Here is a 20,589-nt window from a genome sequence, read left to right as displayed (position 1 = left end):
CGTACCATCCACGCTGGCGGTCGGCGGGTGGGAGGCGGCCCAGGCTCGCGTTCGGCGCACAGACGGGACCGCACGACGGACGGGAGGCCCGGTACCAGCTGGTACCGGGCCTCCCGTCGGACAGGCAGTCGCGTCGTGACGCGCTCCGCCGCGGTCCCCTAGCTCTTCGCCGCGTCGACGAAGGTGCGACGCGGGTCGGTCTCCTTGATGAGGGAGGTCGCGTCGCGGCCGGACACCGCGCCGGTCACCCACCCGATGACGATGCGCGCCTTGCGGTTCAGCGTCGGCATCGCGTACACGTGGTACGCGCGGTGCGCGAGCCAGGCGAACAGGTTCGTCATCTTGATGCCCTTGATGTTCGCCGCGCCCTTCGCGACACCGTACGAGGCGACGGTGCCGATGGACGGGTGGCGGTACTCCTCGAGCGGCTTGCCGGTGATCGACGCCACGATGTTGTCCGCGACGACGACGGCCTGACGGACGGCGTTCTGGGCGTTCGGCGGGTAGTACGCCGGCTGCTTCTCGGCGGTGAGGTCGGGGACCTGCGCGACGTCACCGAGGCCCCAGACGCCCGGGACGACCTCGTGCGTGTCCTCGGACTCGACCTGGAGCTTCGCGTTGGCGGCGAGGTGGCCCTTCGGGCCGCGCGGCAGGTCGGTGGCGTCGAGGAGCGGGTTCGGCTTCACGCCGGCCGTCCAGACGAGCAGCCCGGTGGCGAACTCGTCGCCGTCGGAGAGCTTGACGATGCCGCCCTCGCAGCTCGGCATGGTGGTCTTCAGGCGGACGTCGATGCCGCGTGCACGGAGGGACTCGAGGGTCCACTTCGACAGCTCGGGGCCGACCTCGGGGGCGACGCGGTCGAGCGCGTCGATGAGCACCCAGCGGGGCTGCTCGCCGGCGAGCGAGGGGTACGTGGCGATGGCGGCCTGCGAGACGTCGAACAGTTCGCCGATCGCCTCGACGCCGGTGTAGCCGCCACCGATGAAGATGCTGGTGAGGAGACGACGACGCTCGTCCTCGTCCCGCGTCGCTGCGGCCTTCGCGATGTTGTCGAGGAGCTTCGCGCGGACGTACGCGGCCTCCTCCACGGTCTTGAAGCCGACGCCGACCTCGTCGAGGCCGGGGGTCGGGAAGGTGCGGGTGACCGAACCCAGCGCGACCACGAGGTGGTCGTAGCCGAAGGAGCGGTCGTCGCCGCCCGCCGTCGCGACCGAGACGGTCTTGTCGGCGGAGGAGATCCCGGTGACCTTGCCCTGGATGACGCGGGTCTTGCGGAGCGCACGTCGGAGTTCGACGGTGACGTCCTTGGGGGCGATGTGCCCGCCGGCGACCTCGGGCAGGAACGGCAGGTACGTGTAGTACGTGTTCTGGTCCACGAGGGTGATGCGCATCGGCACCGTGGCGGCGTGCTTCTGCAGCTGCTTGACGGCGGTGTAGCCGGCCGAGCCGCCGCCGAGGACGAGGACGTGAGGGATGGAGTCTGCCATTCCTCCGGTCTACCCGATCCTGCCCCTCCCCGTCATCAGCGCCGCACCTGTCCGGGCGATCCGGACCGGATCCCGGTCACGTCGGCGGCCACCGTCCGTCGTCACGTCCGGCCGTCGCGGAGGCGCCACCACGCGGTCTCGGCGATCTCGCGTCCGGTGTAGACGCCGTACTGGGTGCGACGGGACTCGTGCAGGGAGAACCGGCGGAGCCGGTAGCCGCCGCCGAACCGGTCGATGATCGCCTCGGGCGAGGAGTCCGGATCGCGCTTGACGTACCAGGTCCGGTCGTCGTCGACGGGCTCGATCACGGCCGACGCACCACGGGCGGGCTCGTCCGGCGGCTCACCGCCGGCCGCCGATCCGGGACCGGAGGATGTCGATGCGCTTCTGGATCTGCTCGATGCTCGCCTGCGCCACGGCCGGTCCGCCGCTCATCCGGCGGAGTTCGGCGTGGATCGACCCGTGCGGCTCGTTGGCGTGCCGCGACCAGATCGAGACGAGGCGCTGCAGTTCGGACCGCTGCTCCTTGATGGTCATGTACATCGGCCGGTCCACCGGCTCGGGGGCCTTCGGCATGCCGTCCTTCGGGACACGGCCCTTCGAACGCTTGGCCTGGGTCGCCTGACGGGCGCGGAGCAGGTCGCGCACCTGGTCGGGTTCGAGCAGCCCGGGGATGCCGATGAAGTCGAGTTCCTCGAGGGAGCCGACCTCGCCACCGGTGCCGAACTCACCGCCGTCGTAGAGGACCCGGTCGAAGGAGGCCTGCGAGTCGAGCGCCTCGAACGGCTGCATGTCGAGCAGGCTCTCGGAGGCCCGGTCCTCCTTGTTGGCCTCGGCCACCATCGCGTCTTCGGGGTTGTACATGCCGTCCTCGGTGTCCTTCGGACGGTCGAGGGCGTGGTCGCGCTCCAGCTCGAGGCTGGCGGCCAGTGCCATCAGTCCGGGGACGCTCGGCAGGAACACGGACGCCGTCTCGCCGCGACGGCGGGCCCGGACGAAGCGGCCGATCACCTGCGCGAAGAACAGCGGTGTGCTCGCGCTCGTGGCGTACACGCCGACGCAGAGCCGCGGCACGTCGACGCCCTCGGACACCATCCGGACGGCGACCATCCACCGCGAGGTGTCCTCGGCGAAGGACTGGATCCGGCTCGACCCGGCGGCCTCGTCGGAGAGGACGACCGTCGGCCGCTCCCCCGTGATCCGCTGGAGGATCCGTGCGTAGGCCCTGGCGGTGGTGGTGTCGGTGGCGATGACGAGTCCACCGGCGTCCGGCACGCCGCGGCGCACCTCGGTGAGGCGCTTGTCCGCCGCCGAGAGCACGGCGGGCATCCACTCGCCCTCCGGCGAGAGCGCGGTGCGCCAGGCCTGCGCGGTGATGTCCTTCGTGACGGCGTCTCCGAGGGAGGCGGCCATCTCGTCGCCCATCCGGGTCTTCCAGCGCATCTGCCCCGCGTAGGCCATGAAGAGCACGGGGCGGACCACGCCGTCCTTGAGTGCCCGGCCGTAGCCGTAGTTGTAGTCGGAGATCGAGGTGCGGATGCCCTGCTCGTCGGGGGCGTACTGGACGAACGGGATCGGCGCGGTGTCCGACCGGAACGGCGTGCCGGACAGCGACAGTCGGCGGGTGGCCTTCGTGAACGCCTGGCGGATGCCGTCGCCCCAGGTCAGGGCGTCGCCGCCGTGGTGCACCTCGTCGAGGATGACCAGCGTCTTGCCGCCGGCCGTGATCCGCTCGTGCACCTCGGGGTTCATGCCGACCTGGGCGTAGGTGATGGCGACGCCCTGGTAGTGCCGGCCGAACATGCCGTCGCCGTTCTTGAACATCGGGTCGAGCCGGATGTTGACGCGGTCGGCGGCGTCGGCCCACTGGCGTTTGAGGTGTTCGGTCGGGGCGACGACGACGAGGCGGTCGACGGTGCCGCGGGCGAGGAGCTCGGTCGCCAGGCGGAGCGCGAAGGTGGTCTTGCCGGCGCCCGGGGTGGCCGCCGCGAGGAAGTCGCGGGGCTCTTTCTCGAAGTACTTCGTCAGCGCTTCGACCTGCCATGCGCGCAGCTTGGACGCGGTGCCCCAGGCGGCTCGCTCCGGGAACGCGGGGGAGAGGTGTTCCGCTGCGGCGTTGCCAGCGACCTCGGCGATGGCCGCCGGTTCGGTCGGCACCGTGCCGCGGTCGTGCCGGTCGTCCGCCAGCCCGTCGATCGGGAGTTCGGCGGGTTCCTGGTGCTCGATGTTCTCCGCTGCGCTCACTCCACCCGAGTGTACCGGCACGCTCAGTCCTGCCGGGCGTGCGGGGCACGCTGCTCGGGGGTGGCCCGGACGAGCGACGCCGGCCGGAGCACGCCGGCGCCGAACCGTGCGGTGACCGCGTCGACCGTCGTCTCGGTGTCCCGCCACGGCGCGTCGTCGTCCCACAGCGCGTTGCTCGCGGCCGCGGGGACGAGGTTCTCACCGCGGACACCGATGAGCCGGATCCGGTTGCCCGGGCGGTGCAGCACGTCGTACAGCTCGACGGCTTCGCGGTGGATGCGCTTGGCGACGTCGCTCGGTTCGGCGAGCGTGCGGGACCGGGTCAGCGTCGTGAAGTCGGTGTACCGGACCTTGAGTGCGACGGTGCGGGCCTGGACCTCCGCGCGTCGGAGGCGGACGGCGACCTTCTCGGCCAGGCGGAGGAGTTCCCGTGCGACGTCGTCGCGTTCCGTGAGGTCGCGGCCGAACGTGACCTCGTGCCCGATGGACTTCTCGCCGACACCGGCCTCCACCGTCCGGGGGTCCCGCCCCCAGGCCAGGTCGTGCAGGCGCTGGCCACCCGCCGGTCCGAGCAGCGACACGAGCGACGGCAACGGTGTGGTCGCGAGGTCCCGCACGGTGTGGATGCCCCGGCGCTCGAGGGTCTCCTGCGTCTTGCCGCCCACGCCCCACAGCGCCGAGACCGGCTGCGGGTGCAGGAAGGCGACGGTGTCGGCGTGCGGGACGACGAGCAGGCCGTCCGGCTTGGCGCGGCTCGACGCGAGCTTCGCCACGAACTTGGTCGACGCCGCCCCGACCGAGCAGTGCAGACCGGTCTCCGCGAACACGGTCCGGCGGATCTCGGTGCCGATCTGCCACGGCGTGCCGTACAGGCGGAGGGCGCCGGCGACGTCGAGGAACGCCTCGTCGATGCCGAGCCGTTCGACCCGCGGGGTGAAGCGGTCGAAGATGCGCATGACCTGCGCCGAGCGGGCGCTGTACTTCTCGAAGTGCGGTTCGACGATGACGGCTGTGGGGCACCGGCGCTTCGCGATGGCCATCGGCATCGCCGAGTTGACGCCGTACCTGCGGGCTTCGTAGGTGGCGGCCGTGACGACGGAACGGTCCGAGTCGTGGCCGACGATGACGGGCAGGCCGACGAGGTCGGGGCGGTCGAGCAGTTCGACGGAGGCGAAGAAGGCGTCCATGTCGACGTGCAGGACCGTCGCGGTGCGGTCGTCGACGGGCGCGTCGGAGACGACCCGGTTGCGTCCGTCCTGCTTGCTCACCGGAGCATGCTCGCACGGACCGCCGACAGCGTGGGAGCAGCAGAGCCTCCAGCTCGAGCAGCGGCCCCGCACCGCGGCAACGGCCGCGGCAGGACGGTCACCGCGGGAGCGGTCCGAGCTCGGCCGCGGCGATCGTCCGCAGCGCGGAGTCCCGCGTCGACGGGTGGTACTGCCCGGCCCGGACGTCACGGGCGAGACGCGCGAGCTCGTCCGACGCCCGGAAGGCCGAGCCGCCGACGACGCGCATGGCCTCGTCGACGACGTGCTGGGCCGTGTCCACCGCCCGCGCCTTCGTCCCGACGAGCAGCGGGAACCAGCGGTCGTGCACGACGAGCTCGTCGACGTCCCGGGCCAGGGCGTCCACCTGCAGCTGCACGGCGTCGGTCGCACCGCGCATCGCGGCGACGGCACGTCGGACGTCCGGGTCGGCGGAGCGGGGCGTCCCGTCCACGGCGGTGCGCGCGGCGACCCGGTCGACGGCGAGCGTCATCGCTCGCGAGGCGATCCCGACGTAGACCGAGGCGACGAGCAGCTCGAACGCGGCGAAGACCCCGAACACGAACGGGTCGGCGACGGGGCCGACCGGCAGGGTCCGCACGATCCGGTGCGCCGGCACGTGCACGCCCTCGAGCAGCGTCGTCCGACTCTGTGTGGCCCGCATGCCGAGCGTGTCCCAGTCGTCGAGGTGCCGCACTCCGCCGTCGCCACGCTCCGCGAAACCGTGCACGAGCCGTGGTTCCGGCCCGGAGGTGTCCTTGCCGAACACGCTCAGCACGTCCCAGGCCGGAGCGAGCGAGGTGGAGACCTTCGTCCCGGTGAACCGGTACCCACCCGAACCGTCCGGCTCGGCGGTGGTGAGCGAGTCGAACAGGACAGCGTCGTTCCCCGGTTCGCTCACCCCGAAGGCGAGCAGCCGGTCCGCAGCCGCGGCGTCGGTGACCGTCCCGAGGAACGACGCGCCTCGTGCGGACACGCTGCGGGCCGCCTGCACCCACACCTGGTGCATGCCGAGTCCGAGCGCGGTCGCCGGCGCCGCGGTGGCGAGGGTCCGCTGCACCGCGGCGGTGTCACGGAGCCCGAGCCCCGAGCCTCCGTCCCGGACCGGTACCCCGATCCGGAGGTAGCCGGCCTGCCGGAGCTCGGCGAGGTCCTCGGCGCAGAACGCGTTGTCCGCGTCGTACCGGGGAGCACGGGCGGCGATGCGGGCGAGGAGGTCGTCCGGGACGGCCCATGGGCGGTGCTCGAGCGGGGTGGACGAGGTCATGGGACGAGAGTACGGTCGCGTCACGTGTCAGACCGTCATCCGTGGACCAGGTACGTCGCGATCGGGGACTCGTTCACCGAGGGGATCGGTGACCCGGACCCGGCGTCCGTCGGCGGGCACCGCGGCTGGGCGGACCGCGTGGCCGAGACGCTGGCGGACGGCACCGACGAGGACTTCGCCTACGCCAACCTGGCCGTGCGCGGGCGTCTGCTCGGGCAGGTCGTCGACGAGCAGGTCGACGCGGCCCTCGCCCTCGGGCCGGACCTCGTCACGGTCTCGGCGGGCGGCAACGACATCATCCGTCCCGGTTCCGACCCGGACGAACTCGCCGAGCGGTACGACCGGATGATCGGGACCCTGCGGCGCGACGGGGCGACGGTGGTGCTGTTCACCGGGCCGGACGTCGGGATGACCCCGGTGCTCGGCATGGTCCGTGGGAAGACCGCGATCTACAACGAGCACCTGCAGGCCATCGCGCTGAAGCACGGCGCCCTCGTCGCGAACCTGTGGGCGCTCCGAGTCCTCCGGGACCCGCGGATGTGGGCTCCGGACCGCCTCCACCACTCGCCGCTCGGCCACGCGACCGTCGCCGCCGCGGTGCTCGACGCGCTCGGGGTGCGGCACACGCTCGACGCGTCGGTGCCGGAGCCCCTGGCGGCCCGGCCGTGGCGTGAGGCGCGCGTCGAAGACCTCGGCTGGGCGAAGGAGTACCTCGTCCCCTGGGTCGTGCGCCGGGTGCGGCGGACGTCGTCCGGCGATGGGGTGACGGCGAAGCGGACCGCCCTGCAGCCGGTCGTCCGGCGGGACTGAGTCGGAACCGCACGGAGGCGGCACGACCCGCCCCGGCGGTCGGGCGGCCGGCGTTCAGGCCGACGTCGCGCGCTTCGGCCACACGGTGTACCCGAGGGCCCAGAGCAGCTCGACGGCGACGACGACGCCGAGCACCGGGAACCACCCGAGCAGCGGTTCGACACCCGCGGTGCCCGGACCGCCCCAGGCGATGAGCCCGCCGAGCACGGCCGCCGACAGCACGGCGGCGAGCGTGGTGCGGACGACGTCGCCCCAGCACTTCCGCGTGTGTGCCCACCCGACGGGCTTCGCGGGGAGGGCCTGCCCGGTCCGGATCCGCGCCAGGTGCCGATCGGCCCACCGCATCATCCGGTGACCGTACGTCACCGAGAACCCGATGTAGAGCGCGGCGAGCCCGTGCTCCCACGTCGCCGCTCCCCCCGCACGCAGGTCGATCGCGGTGGCGACGAGGAGCACGGCGTCGAGGACAGGCGCGAGCAGGAGGACCGCGGCTCCCGTGCGCGGCATGCCGGCGACCGAGCGCAGGGTCAGTCCGCCGAGGACCGCGACCCAGAACCCGACCTCGCAGGCGACGATGAGGACGATCACGAGGCCGCTCCTGCCGTCGGCGCGACGGAGAACGGTTTGAGTACGAGTGTGTTCACAACGGCGATGTTAGTACGAGTGTGTACGATCAGCACGTGCCCCGCCTCATCGACCACAGCGAACGGGACGCCGTCATCGCCGCAGCCGCCTGGCGCGTCCTCAGCCGCGACGGTCTGCCCGGCTTCTCGGTCCGTCGGGTCGCCGAGGAGGCCGGCCTCGCCACGGCCTCGCTCCGTCGCGCCTTCCCGACCCAGGTGGCGCTCCGCTCCTACTGCCTGCGACTCGTCGGGGAGCGGGTGCAGGCCCGGATGGACGCCGTCGCCGAGGCCACCGACCCCGACGCCGACCCGCGGGCGTTCGTGCTCGCCTGCCTCGCCGAACTGCTCCCGCTCGACACGGGACGGCGCACCGAGATGGAGGTGTGGCTCACCCTCGGCTCGCTGGCCCTGACCGACGCCGACGCCCGTGCCGCGCACGACGACTCCACCCGGACACTCGCGCGCGCCTGTCGCTCGCTGCTCGCGCTCCTCACGCCGGACGCCGATCCGGGCGACCTCGACACCGCCGCCCGGCGCCTGCACGCCCTCGTCGACGGGCTCGCGCTGCACCTCGTCCACGCGGCGCCCACCGAGGACACCACCTGGGCGCTCGACGCGCTCGACGCCGCGGTCCCGGCCGCTGCCGGAACGCGGGTCCCCTGACCGCTCGACCCCGGTCGGCCGCTCGACCCCGGTCGGCCGCCCGTCGTCGGCGCTAGCCCGTCGCTGCAGCCGGGTCGAACTCCACGCCCCGGAACGGGTTCGCCCAGCGCCACCAGACGCCCGGATCCTCGATCGCCCGGTCGAGCTGGAGGGGCACCGTGACCGGATCGTGGTGCTCCACCGCGAACCGGACGCGGCCCACCCGCTCGCCGGCCGTCCCGAGCGTCACCGGCTCGAGCGTCGTCTTCGCGGTCACGGTCGTGCTCCCCCACACCAGGACCGACGCCGCACGACTCGCGGTCGCGTCGACCTCGTCCTGCCACGGGGCCGCGTACGTCCCGAAGGTCTGCCCCTCGTTCGTCAGGGTCACCACGTGGAAGTCGTCCGCGACCGAGTGCAGCAACCGTCGGACGTCGGCGTCGAGCGCGTCGTGGTCCTCCCCGCCGAGCATCGCGCCGATCACGGTCACCGGTCGGCCGCCGCGCTCGTACGTCGCCGCGAACAGCAGACACGCCCCGGCCTCGTCCAGCGTGCCCGTCTTGATCCCCTCGACGCCGTCCATGCCGAGCAGCTTGTTCGAGTTCTCGATCTCGCCGACGCCGGGGATCGTCACCGACGCCGTGCCCACGATCTCCTTGACGACGGGTTCCGCGAGCGCGAGCTTCCCGAGGTCCACGAGGTCGGTCGCCGTCGACCGGTTCCGGGCGTCGAGGCCAGTCGGTTCCACGATCGTCGTGTCGTCCAGACCGTGGTCGTCGAGCCAGTCACCGGCGGCCTCCCGGTACGCGTCCATCGACCCGAACGCCCAGAGGGCCAGGGACCCGGCGTAGTTGTTCGCCGACTCCATCAAGGTCACCTGCAACACCCGGTACTCGGACATCCGTCGGTCCGTCGGCAGCGGCGCGACCTCGCCGTCCTGCGCCGCGTACTCGGCGTACAGCGCCTCCATCGCCGGCGTGAACCGCACCGACGGGCCCTGCTCACCGACCGGGAGGGGCTCCTGCTCGAGCACGACGAGCGCCGTCACGATCTTCGAGATGCTCGCGATCGACCGCTGCTGCCGGTCGCCGCTGGTCGTGAGGCTCTGCGGGAACCCCTCCGCCTCGACGGCGGTGGCCCCGTAGTCGGGGAACTGCAGCTCCGGTGCGCTCGCCGTGGGCGCCCGGTACGTGGCGGTGCTCGCCGTGGCCGGGGCGAACGGCACGAGCGCGGCGGCGGCGAGGAACGCGACGACGAGCAGGAGGACGGCGGCCACGGCGACCGTCACGGGCCTCCGGAGCGCGGAGCGGGGGCGGCGGACGACGTTCGGCACGAGACCGGATCGTACTGGAGGCCCGGCCCGCGACCCTGGGACGGCCGCCCTCGGCGTCGTGCCGTGTCGGGCCTCCCGGCCGGGCCGGACCGACACGGCCAGCGGCGTCGACGGACCGTGCTCGTCAGCGCCGGCGCTGCGCGTCGGCGACCGCCCACAGACCGACGGCGCTCGCCGCGGCAACGTTGAGCGAGTCCACACCGTGGTGCATCGGGATGCGCACGGTCGTGTCCGCCGCGGCGACGGCGGCGGGCGTCAGGCCCTGCCCTTCCGTGCCCATCACCAGCGCGACGCGGTCGGGGACGTCTGCGACGAAGTCCTCGAGGTCCACCGAGCGGTCGGTCAGGGCCATCGCGGCGACGTGGAAGCCCTGGGCGCGGAGGTCCTCCCCCGCCGCCGGCCACTCGCCGATCCGGGTCCACGGGACCTGCAGGACCGTCCCCATGCTCACGCGGACGCTGCGGCGGTACAGCGGGTCCGCGCAGCGGGGGCTGACGAGCACCGCGTCGGCACCGAGCCCGGCGACGCTCCGGAAGACGGCACCGACGTTCGTGTGGTCGACGACGTCCTCGAGCACGACGACGAGGCGGGCGTCCCGGACGACGTCCGCGACGGTCGGCAGCTCCGGCCGGTGCACGGCGGCGATCGCGCCCCGGTGCATCCGGAACCCGGTGAGCTCCTCGAGCAGCGCGTCCGAGCCGACGAACACCGGGCCGTCGTGCTCGGCGACGAGGGGCAGCACGGTGTCGAGCCACTTCTCCTGCACGAGCACGGACCGCGGGACGTGACCAGCGCGGACCGCGCGCTCGATGACGGTGTTCGACTCGGCGATGTACAGCCCGCCCTCGGGCTCGGAGACCCGGCGGAGCGCCACGTCGGTCAGCCGGGCGAAGTCGTCGAGGCGCGGGTCGTCGAGGGAGTCGATGCGGACGGGGTGCACGGTGCTCGTTCCGGTCGGGAGGTCGATGGGCGGTCCGGAGGTCCGGGCTCGTGGTCCGGGGCCCGTTCCGGGGTCGGCGACCACTCGGGGAAGGCCCGGGGACGCTCGGCGGTTGAGGGTACCGTGGACACGATGGCGACGAGCGACGGCACTGCGACGGACGGCACCGCGACGGAGCGGTCCGCAGCGTCGGACGGCCCGGCGCTGTCGGACGGCCCGGCGACCGACCTCGAACGCGCGGTCGCGGTCCTGCAGGGCAAGCGCGTCGCCGTGCTCACCGGCGCGGGCGTCAGCACCGACTCCGGGATCCCCGACTACCGCGGCGCAGGCCGGGTGGTCCGCAAGCCGATGACCTTCCAGGAGTTCCTCGCCGACCCGGCGAAGCGGCAGCGGTACTGGGCCGGGTCGCACCTCGGCTGGCGGACGTTCGCCGCCGCACGGCCGAACGACGGACACCGGGCGCTCGCCGCACTCGAACGAGCCGGCGTCGTGACCGGCGTCGTGACCCAGAACGTCGACGGCCTGCACCTCCGCGCCGGTTCCCGCCGGGTCGTCGAGGTCCACGGCTCGATGGACCGCGCGGTGTGCCTGACGTGCGGACAGGTGTTCTCCCGCGCCGACCTCGCCGCCGTCCTCGACCGCGAGAACCCCTGGATCGACGAGCCGGGCACCGTGCAGCTCCAGCCGGACGGGGACGTCGAGATCGCCGACGTGGAACGTTTCCGGGTGCCGGACTGCACGGTGTGCGGCGGCGTGCTCAAGCCCGACGTGGTGTTCTTCGGCGAGTTCGTGCCCGCCGAGAAGTTCCGCGAGGCCGTGTCCATCGTCGCCGAGGCCGACGCGCTGCTCGTCGTCGGGTCCTCGCTGACCGTCAACAGCGGCGTCCGACTGCTCGACCACGCCACGCGCCGGAAGCACCCGGTCGTCATCGTGAACCGCGGCGCCACCCGCAGTGACCGACGCGCCGCGGTGAAGCTCGACGCCGGCACCACCGAGACCCTCGTCGAACTCGCGGCGCGACTCACCGCGTCTGCGATGATCGACGGGTGACGACGCTCCTCTCCCTGGTCCGACACGGCGAGACCGACTGGAACCGGCAACGGCGGATCCAGGGCTCGACGGACGTGCCCCTGAACGACACCGGACGCCGTCAGGCCGCGGAGACCGCCGTCCTGCTCGCGCGTCGGTCCTTCGACGCCGTCGTCTCGTCGCCGCTCTCCCGCGCCCTCGAGACGGGCACGATCATCGCCTCGCACCTCGGTCTGCCGACACCGGACGGCTACGACGGGCTCCGCGAACGGGCCTACGGCGAGGCCGAGGGACTCACCCACGAGGACATCGCCGCTCGGTGGCCGCACGACGCCGTCCCTGGACGGGAGTCCCGGGCCGCGCTCCTCGACCGGGTCACCGAGACCCTCGCCGAGATCGCCGTGCGGTACGACGCCGGCGCGGTCGTCGTCGCGACCCACGGCGCCGTGATCCGGACCGTCGTCGACGCAGCGGCTCCCGGCACCGTCGAGCGCTCCACCGTCCCCATCCGCAACGGCTCGGTGCACACGTTCCGCTGGGACCCCGACCGCTTCCGGGCGGAACTCGTCCGCTCCGACGACCCCATCGACGAGCTCTCGGACGCCCCGGGCCGGTACGCCTTCGAGTACCAGAACCCGCTCGAGCGCCGCAGCTGACACCGCCCACCCGGGGAGCGCCCGAGGCCTCGGCCGACTAGCCTCCGGTGCACGGCGGCCCGACGCACGGGACCGTCGCTGCGAGGTGATGCAGTGGACGCTGGTGGACGGCACGCCGACGGCCGTGCCCGCGGAGTCGACGCCCTCCGGCGGGGTCCGTGGGACGACGACGACGACCTCGATGCCGCGTTCGGCCCGGACACCGCGTCCGTCCCGACCCGGACGCGTCCCGAACGGCTCCGTGCGTGGACCGCGGTGGTGCTCGGCGTGGTCGCGGTCGCCGTGGTCATCGTCGTCGTGCTCGGCGTCATCCTGTCCCAGGTGCAGCGCGGGGTCGGCGGCGTGTTCCCCCGCCCGGAGGCCGACCGCCGCGCGTTCGTCGCGGCCGCCTCGGCGCTGCCCGGCGTCGCCGACGTGGGCACGGCCCGGACCGAGAAGACCTCGTTCGCCGGGTACGACGTCACGGCGGTGGTGCACGCCGAGCCCGACCTCCCCGCTGCCGATCGACGCACGCTCGTGACCGCGCTGAGCACCGCGGCGGCCGACTCGTCCGGATCGGGCGTCCGGATCTGGGCCACGCTCGACCTCGGCCCCGTGCAGGTCGGGGTGTCGGACTCCCCGGAGACGAGCCAGCGCCGGCTCGAGCTGGCGGACGGGCTCGCGGCGATCGGCGGGGTCGTCGCCGTCGACTGCACCCTCGCCGCACGCTCGGGCGGACGCTCCGACGAGGCCGGTGCGCAGCAGGTCATCGTCACCACGACCGGCAGGGGTGTGGCGTTCGACGCGGTGGCGGCGGCTGCCGAAGCGGTCGGCGCGGACGTCTTCCCGGGTGTCCAGGTGCAGACCCGCCGACCCTGAACGGGCGCCGCGTCCACGGGGCTCAGCCGCGGCGGCTGGCCGCCCGGTCCGCCACGGCACGCTCGACGGCCTGCGTGACGCGCTCGGCGGAGTCCTGCCACCGGAACCGACCGGCCTGCTCGAGGGAGGCCGTCGACGCGGCGTCCCAGCGGGCCTCCAGGCGGCGGACGGCGGCAGCGACGGCGGACGGCGACGACGGGTCGAAGTACTCGGCGGCGTCCCCACCGATCTCCCGGAAGATCGGGATGTCACTGACGACGACCGGGGTGCCGACCCCCATCGCCTCCACGAGCGGGATGCCGAACCCCTCGTCGAGCGAGGCGGTCGCGAGCGCCGTGGCGGAGCGGAGGACGGCCAGGTACTCGTCGTCCGTGGCACCGTCGTGGAACACGAGCGAGCCCGTCGGGGCGAGCCGCTGCAGTCGGGTACGGTCGGCGTCCGAGACGCGCGACATGCAGTGCAGTGTCCAGTCCGGCCCGAGCAGGGGCAGCGCCGCGGCGAGCGTCTCGACGTTCTTGTACGGCATGAACGAGCCCATGTACACGAGCGACCTCGTCCGCCCGCCCCCCGGGGAGCGCGGTGCCGCCGGGTCGGCGGCGTTGTACGCGACGGTCACCGGTCGGGTCGTCAGGCGGTGCTCGGCGATGAGCCCGGCGGTCGTCCCGGACACCGTGACGACGCCGTCGGCCCCGTTCAGCAGGAGACGCTGCGGCCACCACGCCAGGTGGAACGCGCGCCAGCCGAGGCGCAGGGGCCACGAGAACTCGCGGGGCGGCGTGCGGTTCCGGTAGTAGATGAGGTCGTGCAGCGTGAGCACGAGCGCGTACCGCCGGCCGCGCGAGCCCATCGTCTGCATCGGCGAGAACACCGCGTCGAGACCGAGTCGGTTGACGTGTCGGGCCACGAGGGGCTCGCCCGGGTCCGTCGGCGCGGGGACGAGCTCCCACGGCAGACCCTCGGGCAGGGACGCCAGCTGGCGTTCGTCGGAGACGAGCAGGACGTGGTCGTGACGGTCCGGCAGGTGCGCGGCGACGCCTGCCGTGAAGCGGCTGATCCCGTCGTGCCGGCCGATCCGGACGTAGCGGCAGTCGATGCCGATGCGCAGGCGCGTCACGCGTCGCTCCCGGTGGTGCGGTCGGGCTCGCCGGTGGTCCGGTCGGGACCGGTCCGGCCGGAGGCGCGACGCGCGGGACCCGGTCGCTTCCGCCCACGGTTGGTCGGCGCGGCCGTGGTGTCCCGCATCCGCCGCAGCACCGCGGCGGATGCCTCGGCGGGCGTCTCGTAGTGCACGAGGTGCCCGACGCCGGGCACGACGACGAGTTCGGCGTCCCGGAGCCGGGCCGCCAGGGCGCGCTGCTCGGGGACCGCGGTGATGTCGTCGTGTTCGGCGGCGACCATGAGCACCGGGACCGTGATCCGGTCGGCGAACTGTGCGACGTCGTGGGTGACGGACGTCCGGAACGCCTGCAGCACGCTCGTCCGGTCCGCGAAGGCCGAGAAGTACCGGTCGTGCTGGTCGTGCACCCACCGTCGGAGGGCCGGGTCGGCTGACTTGAGCATCGCGACGCTCATCGCGCGCACAATCCCCCGGTTCCGCAGCAACCCGAGGCCGAGCGCGCGCGGCAGTCGGGCGCCGAGACGGTAGTACGCGATCGCGATGCCGGTACCGACAGCGCGGGGACCCTGCAGGGCCGGGGCCGCGATCGGGTTGACGAGCACGAGCAGCCGGGTGTCGAGTCCGTCGGCCACCGCGGCCGCGACGACGATGGAGCCGAAGGAGTGACCGAGGACGACGGTGTCACGGCCGAGGCCCAGCGCGGCCCGGAAGCCGTCGAGCCAGTGGACGTAGGCGTCGAGGTCCGACGTCGGGAGCGGGTCGGACACGCCGAAGCCGGGCAGGTCGGGCACGATGACGCGCACGCCCTCCGGATGGCCCGACACGAGGTGCGCCGCGATCGACTCGAGGCCGTGGTGGTCCCCCCGGAATCCGTGCACGGCGAGCACGGTCGCCGCCGGTCCGCCCGGGCCGCCGAGCTGCACGGTGGCGCCGGATGCGGTGCCGGTGCCGGTGCCGGTGCCGGTGCCGAGGGTGGCGTCGTCACCGGGGCCGTACTCCCAGTAGTGGGTGGTCCGGCCGTCGACCTGGACCGCGCGGTGCACGACGGGGGTCGCCGCCATGAGCGACTGGTACGGGGACAGCACGGGCGGTTGCATCCGCGTCAGTCTAGGGAAGACGATCCGGCGTGCGCGTCCGGCGTGCCGCGTCTACCGTGTCCGGGGCGGCCCGCCCGATCGGCGGTCCGCCGACCACGACGAGGAGCACGGTGTCCTTCACAGCCCCGATCCAGCAGCCCGGACTCACGCTCGACCCGCTCTGGTACAAGCGATCGGTCTTCTACGAGTGCATGATCCGGTCGTTCGTGGACTCGAACGGGGACGGCACCGGCGACCTGCAGGGCCTCATCAGCCGCCTCGACTACCTGCAGTGGCTCGGCGTCGACGCGCTCTGGCTGCCGCCGTTCTTCCGGTCGCCCCTCCGTGACGGCGGGTACGACATCTCCGACTACAAGGCGATCCTGCCCGAGTTCGGCACGCTCGAGGAGTTCCGCGAACTCGTCACGAAGGCGCACGAGCGGAACATGCGGATCGTCATCGACATGGTCATCAACCACACGAGCGACCAGCACGAGTGGTTCCAGCAGTCCCGGGAGGACCCGGACGGTCCCTACGGCGACTTCTACGTCTGGCGCGACACCGACCAGGAGTACCAGAACATCCGGGTCATCTTCGTCGACACCGAGGACTCGAACTGGACGTTCGACCCGGTCCGACGCCAGTTCTTCTTCCACCGGTTCTTCTCGCACCAGCCCGACCTCAACTACGAGAACCCGGCCGTCGTCGAGGCGGTGTACGACGTCGTCCGGCACTGGCTGGACCTGGGCGTCGACGGACTCCGGCTCGACGCGATCCCGTACCTGTTCCAGTCGGAGGAGGGCAACGGCGAGGGCGAGCCCGAGACGCATGAGTTCATCAAGCAGCTGCGGGCCATGGTCGACGACGAGTACCCCGGCCGCGTCCTGCTCGCCGAGGCGAACCAGTGGCCCCGCGAGACCGCGGCCTTCCTCGGCACCGACGAGGAGCCCGAGTGCCACATGGCCTTCGACTTCCCGGTGATGCCGCGCATCTTCTACTCGCTCCGCGCGCAGCACGCCAAGGAGCTGGCGGCGATCCTGTCGGAGACCCTCGACGTGCCGGAGACCGCCGCGTGGGGCGTCTTCCTCCGCAACCACGACGAGCTGACGCTCGAGATGGTCAGCGAGGAGTACCGGCAGGCGATGTACGGCTGGTACGGCTACGACCCGCGGATGCGGTCGAACATCGGGATCCGACGGCGCCTCGCACCCCTGCTCGACAACTCGCGCGCGGAACTCGAACTCGTGCACGCGCTGCTCTTCTCGCTGCCCGGCTCGCCGTTCCTCTACTACGGCGACGAGATCGGCATGGGCGACAACATCTGGTTGCCGGACCGCGACTCCTCCCGCACCCCGATGCAGTGGACGCCGGACCGCAACGCCGGGTTCTCCTCCGCCGACCCGGGCAAGCTCTACCTGCCGGTCGTGCAGTCGCTCGTCTACAACTACGCGCAGGTCAACGTCGAGGCGCAGCTCGCCCAGTCGCGGTCGCTGCTGCACTGGATCCGCAACGTCATCCACGTCCGCAAGGCACACCCGGTCTTCGGGATGGGGTCGCTCGCCGTGCAGCGGACCTCGAACGAGAGCGTGCTCGCCTTCGTCCGGTCGTGGGGCGGTTCGACGCAGCAGTTCGGGCCGAGCGCCGAGGACGTGCTGTGCGTGTTCTCGTTCGCGCACAACCCGACCTCGGTCACCGTCTCGGCACCCGAGTACGCCGGCCGGCCGCTGGTCGACCTGTTCGGCGGCGGCGCGTTCCCCTCGTTCGACGAGGACGGGAACGTCACCCTGACGCTCGGCACGCAGGCCTTCTACTGGCTGCACGTCGGGCAGGGCGCCGCGACGCCGGCACCGGTCGGGACGTCGGCGGCGGTCTGACGCCCGGTGACGCGCCGACTGCCCGGGAGGCCCGTCCCCCGTCCGCCGCGCGCGTCGTGTCGCGGTGTCGGTGCGGTTGGCTAGCCTGACGACCGTGACCTCCCCCGCTGCCGCGATCGACCCGACGACCCGGCCCCCGCAGGACCTGACGACCCGCCCGTGGTGGCACGCGCTCGGCGTGTTCGACCTCGAGACGACGGGCATCGACGTCGAGACCGCCCGGATCGTCACCGCGCACGTCGGGCTGATCGACATGACCGGACGGTCCATCGTCGAGGGCACCTGGCTCGCCGACCCCGGCGTGGCCATCCCCGAGCAGGCGTCCGCGGTGCACGGCATCACGACGGAGCGGGCGCAGGCCGAGGGCCGCCCCGCCGGCGAGGTCGTGGCCGAGATCGTCGCCGCGGTCGAAGCCGTGTTCGCGCGCGGCATCCCCCTGGTCATCTACAACGCCCCGTACGACCTCACCGTCCTCGACCGCGAGGCGAAGCGCCACGGCATCGCGTCCCCCGTCATCGGGAACGTCGTCGACCCGCTCGTCATGGACAAGGCGCTCGACACCTACCGGAAGGGCAAGCGGACGCTCGAGGCGGCGTCGCAGCTGTACGGCGTCCAGCTCGACGACGCGCACGACGCCGGTGCGGACGCGATCGCCGCCGGCCGGGTCGCACAGGCCATCGCTGCGAAGTACCCGGACGAACTCGGCATCAGCGCCGAGGAGCTCCACCGCAAGCAGGTGGTGTGGTGCTCCGAGCAGGCCACGTCGTTCCAGGAGTACATGCGGGCGAAGCGTGACCCGACGTTCACCGCCGACGGGCGCTGGCCTCGTCGCCACTCGGCCCCGAGCATGTAGCATCCCGAACGGGGCGTGCTCGACGTTGCCGTCCCCTCGACGACCGCACCATGCACCAAGGGGAGATCCGCGCACGTGTTCCTGAAGACCTTCGGGTGGTCCCTGGCCATCACCGTGCTCGCCCTGGCCGTGGCCCTCGTCTACGGCGGGTGGAGCGCGGTCATCATCACTGCCATCCTCGGCATCCTCGAGATCAGCCTCAGCTTCGACAACGCGGTCGTCAACGCCCGCATCCTCGAGCGGATGAACCCGTTCTGGCAGAAGATGTTCCTCACCGTGGGCATCATCATCGCCGTGTTCGGCATGCGCATCCTGTTCCCGCTGCTCATCGTCGGCGTGACGGCGTCGCTCAACCCGATCGAGGCGGTCCAGCTCGCGCTCGAGAAGGGCCCGATCGACGAGCCCGGCACGTACGCCTACCTCCTGCACGAGGCGCATCCGCAGATCGCCGCCTTCGGTGGCATGTTCCTGCTCATGATCTTCCTCGACTTCATGTTCGAGGAGCGCGAGATCCTGTGGCTCACGTGGCTCGAGCGCCCGCTGCTCTTCATCGGCAAGCTCCCGATGGTCAACGTCGTCGTCGCACTCGCCGTCCTCGCCATCGCGGGAACCACCGCTGGTGACCACCAGTCGACGGTCCTCATCGCCGGGATCTCCGGTCTCGTCACCTACTTCCTGGTGACCGGACTCGGCGGCCTGTTCGACGTCGACGACCCGGACGACGACGGCAACTCGTTCGAGAACACCGGCGAGATGGTCGCCGAGGCGAACCGGATGAGCGCCAAGCGCAAGGTCGGGAACGTCGCGGGCAAGGCCGCGTTCCTGCTGTTCCTCTACCTCGAGGTCATCGACGCCTCGTTCTCGTTCGACGGCGTCATCGGGGCCTTCGCGATCACCGCCGACCCGATCATCATCGCGCTCGGTCTGGGCCTCATCGGCGCCCTGTTCGTCCGCTCTCTCACCGTCTTCCTGGTCAGGCAGGGCACGCTGGACGAGTTCGAGTACCTCGACCACGGTGCGCACTGGGCGATCGGTGCGCTCGCGGCGATCCTGCTCGTCACGATCACCACCGAGGTGAACGAGGTCGTCACCGGCCTCATCGGCGTCGTCTTCATCATCGCCGCGTTCGTCTCGTCGGTGGTCCGCAACAAGCGCAAGGCCGGCGCGCACCAGCCCGCCGACCAGCGCGCCACCGTCGCCTCCTGACACCGCGCCTCCCGGCTCGGCACCGCAGCGACGGCGCCACCTGACAACGGGGTCGACTCCCCGACCGCACCACGACGAAGGGTTCACCGCCATGGGTCTCAGCCTCCAGAAGGGCCAAGCGCTCTCGCTCACCAAGAACGACGGCAGCGCACTGTCGCGCGTCCGCCTCGGCCTCGGCTGGGACGCCGTCGCGACGAAGCGCGGGCTGTTCGGCGGCCGCAAGGGCGCCGACGTCGACCTCGACGCCTCCGCGATCTTCTTCGGCGCCGACGGCCAGCCGGTCGACTACGTCTGGTTCAACCAGCTCCGCAGCAAGGACGGCTCCGCCCAGCACACCGGTGACAACCTCACCGGCGCCGGGGACGGCGACGACGAGGTGATCCGCATCGACCTCGGTGCGGTCCACGGCGCGGTGCAGCAGATCGTCTTCGTGATCAGCAGCTACAGCCGGCAGACGTTCGACAACGTGCAGAACGCCTTCTGCCGCGTGGTCGACGACTCGACGGCCGGTGCACCCGAGGTCGCCCGCTACCAGCTCACCGACTCCGGCCCGCAGACCGCCATGGTGATGGCGAAGGTGTCCCGGACCGGAGCAGGATGGAGCTTCACCGCGATCGGTGAGCGGGCGGACGGCCGGACCGTGCAGGACCTCGTCGGTCCCGCAGCCGCGGCGCTCTGACCGCGTACCACCGGCACCGACGGAAGGACGACCGATGGCGACCCTCTCGCTCTCGAAGGGGACGAACCTGTCCCTCACCAAGACCGACCCGGGCCTGCGCAAGGCCATGATCGGGCTCGGCTGGGACCCGCGCACGACCGCCGGGGAGCAGTTCGACCTCGACGCCTCGGCCCTGCTCGTGGGCGCCGACGGCAAGGTCCGGTCGAACGACGACTTCGTCTTCTACAACCAGCTGCAGTCGGTCGACGGCTCGGTCGTCCACCAGGGCGACAACCGGACGGGCGACGGCGACGGGGACGACGAGCAGATCCTCGTCGACCTGGACCTCGTCGCGCCCGACGTCGCCCGCGTGGTCTTCGTCGTGACGATCGACCAGGCGGACGCCCGACACCAGAGCTTCGGACAGGTCCGCGGGGCCTTCTGCCGCGTCGTGAACGACGAGACCGGCAACGAGGTGGTCCGCTTCGACCTCACCGAGGACGCCGCGTCGGAGACCGGGATGATCTTCTCCGAGATCTACCGGTACGACGGGGAGTGGAAGTTCCGCGCCGTCGGTCAGGGCTACGCCACCGGGCTCCGGGGCGTGGCGACCGACTACGGCGTCGTCCTCGACTGACGGCACCGCCCGAA

At 72.3% G+C, this 20,589-nt stretch carries 20 protein-coding genes; 10 read left to right on the top strand and 10 right to left on the bottom strand.

Annotation, left to right across the window (positions count from 1 at the left end; all coding sequences use genetic code 11):
- Positions 1–158: 158 nt before the first annotated feature.
- From DEI83_RS05615 to DEI83_RS05595, 5 genes are all read right to left on the bottom strand, one after another.
- Entirely contained in the window at positions 159–1,487 is a 1,329-nt protein-coding gene (locus tag DEI83_RS05615; RefSeq protein WP_111080797.1) for an NAD(P)/FAD-dependent oxidoreductase, read from the bottom strand.
- A 101-nt stretch (positions 1,488–1,588) separates the two neighbouring features.
- Positions 1,589–1,795, bottom strand: coding sequence for a hypothetical protein (locus DEI83_RS05610; RefSeq protein ID WP_111080796.1), 207 nt, complete (start codon positions 1,793–1,795; stop codon positions 1,589–1,591).
- Between the two features lie 34 nt (positions 1,796–1,829).
- Positions 1,830–3,644: a DEAD/DEAH box helicase gene (locus DEI83_RS05605; protein WP_375334652.1), complete on the bottom strand. Its 1,815-nt coding sequence runs from the start codon at positions 3,642–3,644 to the stop codon at positions 1,830–1,832.
- 110 nt (positions 3,645–3,754) lie between these two features.
- Positions 3,755–4,999: a DNA polymerase IV gene (gene dinB, locus DEI83_RS05600; RefSeq protein WP_111080795.1), complete on the bottom strand. Its 1,245-nt coding sequence runs from the start codon at positions 4,997–4,999 to the stop codon at positions 3,755–3,757.
- Positions 5,000–5,096: 97 nt separating this feature from the next.
- Positions 5,097–6,263, bottom strand: a complete 1,167-nt coding sequence (locus DEI83_RS05595) for an acyl-CoA dehydrogenase family protein (protein ID WP_111080794.1) — start codon at positions 6,261–6,263, stop codon at positions 5,097–5,099.
- Between the two features lie 24 nt (positions 6,264–6,287).
- Between DEI83_RS05595 and DEI83_RS05590 the strand changes: the two genes are divergently transcribed.
- Positions 6,288–7,073 carry an SGNH/GDSL hydrolase family protein gene (locus tag DEI83_RS05590; RefSeq protein ID WP_111080793.1) on the top strand — a complete coding sequence of 262 codons (786 nt, stop codon included), beginning with the start codon at positions 6,288–6,290 and terminating at the stop codon, positions 7,071–7,073.
- Between the two features lie 54 nt (positions 7,074–7,127).
- On the opposite strand, the gene DEI83_RS05585 is transcribed toward DEI83_RS05590, so the two are convergent.
- Complete coding sequence (locus DEI83_RS05585; protein ID WP_111080792.1) at positions 7,128–7,661, bottom strand: hypothetical protein; 534 nt, start codon at positions 7,659–7,661, stop codon at positions 7,128–7,130.
- A gap of 92 nt (positions 7,662–7,753) precedes the next feature.
- Here DEI83_RS05585 and DEI83_RS05580 point away from each other — a divergent pair, with 92 nt between their 5' ends.
- Positions 7,754–8,359 (top strand): TetR/AcrR family transcriptional regulator, encoded by a 606-nt coding sequence (locus tag DEI83_RS05580; RefSeq protein WP_181431080.1) that lies wholly within the window; start codon positions 7,754–7,756, stop codon positions 8,357–8,359.
- Between the two features lie 52 nt (positions 8,360–8,411).
- On the opposite strand, the gene DEI83_RS05575 is transcribed toward DEI83_RS05580, so the two are convergent.
- Together DEI83_RS05575 and DEI83_RS05570 are read right to left on the bottom strand one after the other, a co-directional pair.
- A complete protein-coding gene (locus tag DEI83_RS05575) occupies positions 8,412–9,671 on the bottom strand; it encodes a D-alanyl-D-alanine carboxypeptidase family protein (RefSeq protein WP_146243242.1) in 1,260 nt (419 codons plus the stop codon).
- Positions 9,672–9,795: 124 nt separating this feature from the next.
- Complete coding sequence (locus tag DEI83_RS05570) at positions 9,796–10,611, bottom strand: RNA methyltransferase (protein WP_111080884.1); 816 nt, start codon at positions 10,609–10,611, stop codon at positions 9,796–9,798.
- Positions 10,612–10,743: 132 nt separating this feature from the next.
- Between DEI83_RS05570 and DEI83_RS05565 the strand changes: the two genes are divergently transcribed.
- The 3 genes from DEI83_RS05565 to DEI83_RS05555 all read left to right on the top strand — a co-directional run bounded on the left by DEI83_RS05565 (position 10,744) and on the right by DEI83_RS05555 (position 13,154).
- The gene (locus DEI83_RS05565; RefSeq protein WP_111080789.1) at positions 10,744–11,661 is read left to right on the top strand and encodes an NAD-dependent protein deacetylase; all 918 of its coding nucleotides are present in this window, start codon (positions 10,744–10,746) and stop codon (positions 11,659–11,661) included.
- Positions 11,658–12,296 (top strand): histidine phosphatase family protein, encoded by a 639-nt coding sequence (locus DEI83_RS05560; RefSeq protein WP_111080788.1) that lies wholly within the window; start codon positions 11,658–11,660, stop codon positions 12,294–12,296. The genes DEI83_RS05565 and DEI83_RS05560 overlap by 4 nt, the downstream gene beginning before the upstream one ends.
- Before the next feature lie 93 nt (positions 12,297–12,389).
- Positions 12,390–13,154: a hypothetical protein gene (locus tag DEI83_RS05555; RefSeq protein WP_111080787.1), complete on the top strand. Its 765-nt coding sequence runs from the start codon at positions 12,390–12,392 to the stop codon at positions 13,152–13,154.
- Between the two features lie 22 nt (positions 13,155–13,176).
- Here DEI83_RS05555 and DEI83_RS05550 read toward each other — a convergent pair whose 3' ends face one another.
- A complete protein-coding gene (locus DEI83_RS05550) occupies positions 13,177–14,259 on the bottom strand; it encodes a glycosyltransferase family 1 protein (protein ID WP_111080883.1) in 1,083 nt (360 codons plus the stop codon).
- 5 nt (positions 14,260–14,264) lie between these two features.
- Entirely contained in the window at positions 14,265–15,368 is a 1,104-nt protein-coding gene (locus DEI83_RS05545; protein ID WP_258371072.1) for an alpha/beta fold hydrolase, read from the bottom strand.
- 110 nt (positions 15,369–15,478) lie between these two features.
- Here DEI83_RS05545 and treS point away from each other — a divergent pair, with 110 nt between their 5' ends.
- From treS to DEI83_RS05520, 5 genes are all read left to right on the top strand, one after another.
- Entirely contained in the window at positions 15,479–17,221 is a 1,743-nt protein-coding gene (gene treS, locus DEI83_RS05540; protein WP_111080881.1) for a maltose alpha-D-glucosyltransferase, read from the top strand.
- 94 nt (positions 17,222–17,315) lie between these two features.
- Positions 17,316–18,074 (top strand): 3'-5' exonuclease, encoded by a 759-nt coding sequence (locus DEI83_RS05535; RefSeq protein ID WP_375334649.1) that lies wholly within the window; start codon positions 17,316–17,318, stop codon positions 18,072–18,074.
- Between the two features lie 15 nt (positions 18,075–18,089).
- The gene (locus DEI83_RS05530; protein ID WP_258371071.1) at positions 18,090–19,280 is read left to right on the top strand and encodes a DUF475 domain-containing protein; all 1,191 of its coding nucleotides are present in this window, start codon (positions 18,090–18,092) and stop codon (positions 19,278–19,280) included.
- 91 nt (positions 19,281–19,371) lie between these two features.
- Complete coding sequence (locus DEI83_RS05525) at positions 19,372–19,959, top strand: TerD family protein (RefSeq protein WP_111080785.1); 588 nt, start codon at positions 19,372–19,374, stop codon at positions 19,957–19,959.
- Positions 19,960–19,993: 34 nt separating this feature from the next.
- The gene (locus tag DEI83_RS05520; protein WP_111080784.1) at positions 19,994–20,575 is read left to right on the top strand and encodes a TerD family protein; all 582 of its coding nucleotides are present in this window, start codon (positions 19,994–19,996) and stop codon (positions 20,573–20,575) included.
- Positions 20,576–20,589: the final 14 nt, after the last annotated feature.

Origin of the sequence: Curtobacterium sp. MCBD17_021 (genome assembly GCF_003234525.1) — a bacterium.
Lineage (GTDB): Bacteria > Actinomycetota > Actinomycetes > Actinomycetales > Microbacteriaceae > Curtobacterium.
Note: the sequence above shows the minus strand (reverse complement) of the source record. Positions and strands in the feature narration are given on the sequence as shown.

Coding starts and splice junctions, on each gene's coding strand:
- DEI83_RS05615 (WP_111080797.1), bottom strand. CDS start 1,487: ATGGCAGACTCCATCCCTCACGTCCTCGTCCTCGGCGGCGGCTCGGCC.
- DEI83_RS05595 (WP_111080794.1), bottom strand. CDS start 6,263: ATGACCTCGTCCACCCCGCTCGAGCACCGCCCATGGGCCGTCCCGGAC.
- DEI83_RS05565 (WP_111080789.1), top strand. CDS start 10,744: ATGGCGACGAGCGACGGCACTGCGACGGACGGCACCGCGACGGAGCGG.
- DEI83_RS05545 (WP_258371072.1), bottom strand. CDS start 15,368: ATGCAACCGCCCGTGCTGTCCCCGTACCAGTCGCTCATGGCGGCGACC.
- DEI83_RS05525 (WP_111080785.1), top strand. CDS start 19,372: ATGGGTCTCAGCCTCCAGAAGGGCCAAGCGCTCTCGCTCACCAAGAAC.
- DEI83_RS05520 (WP_111080784.1), top strand. CDS start 19,994: ATGGCGACCCTCTCGCTCTCGAAGGGGACGAACCTGTCCCTCACCAAG.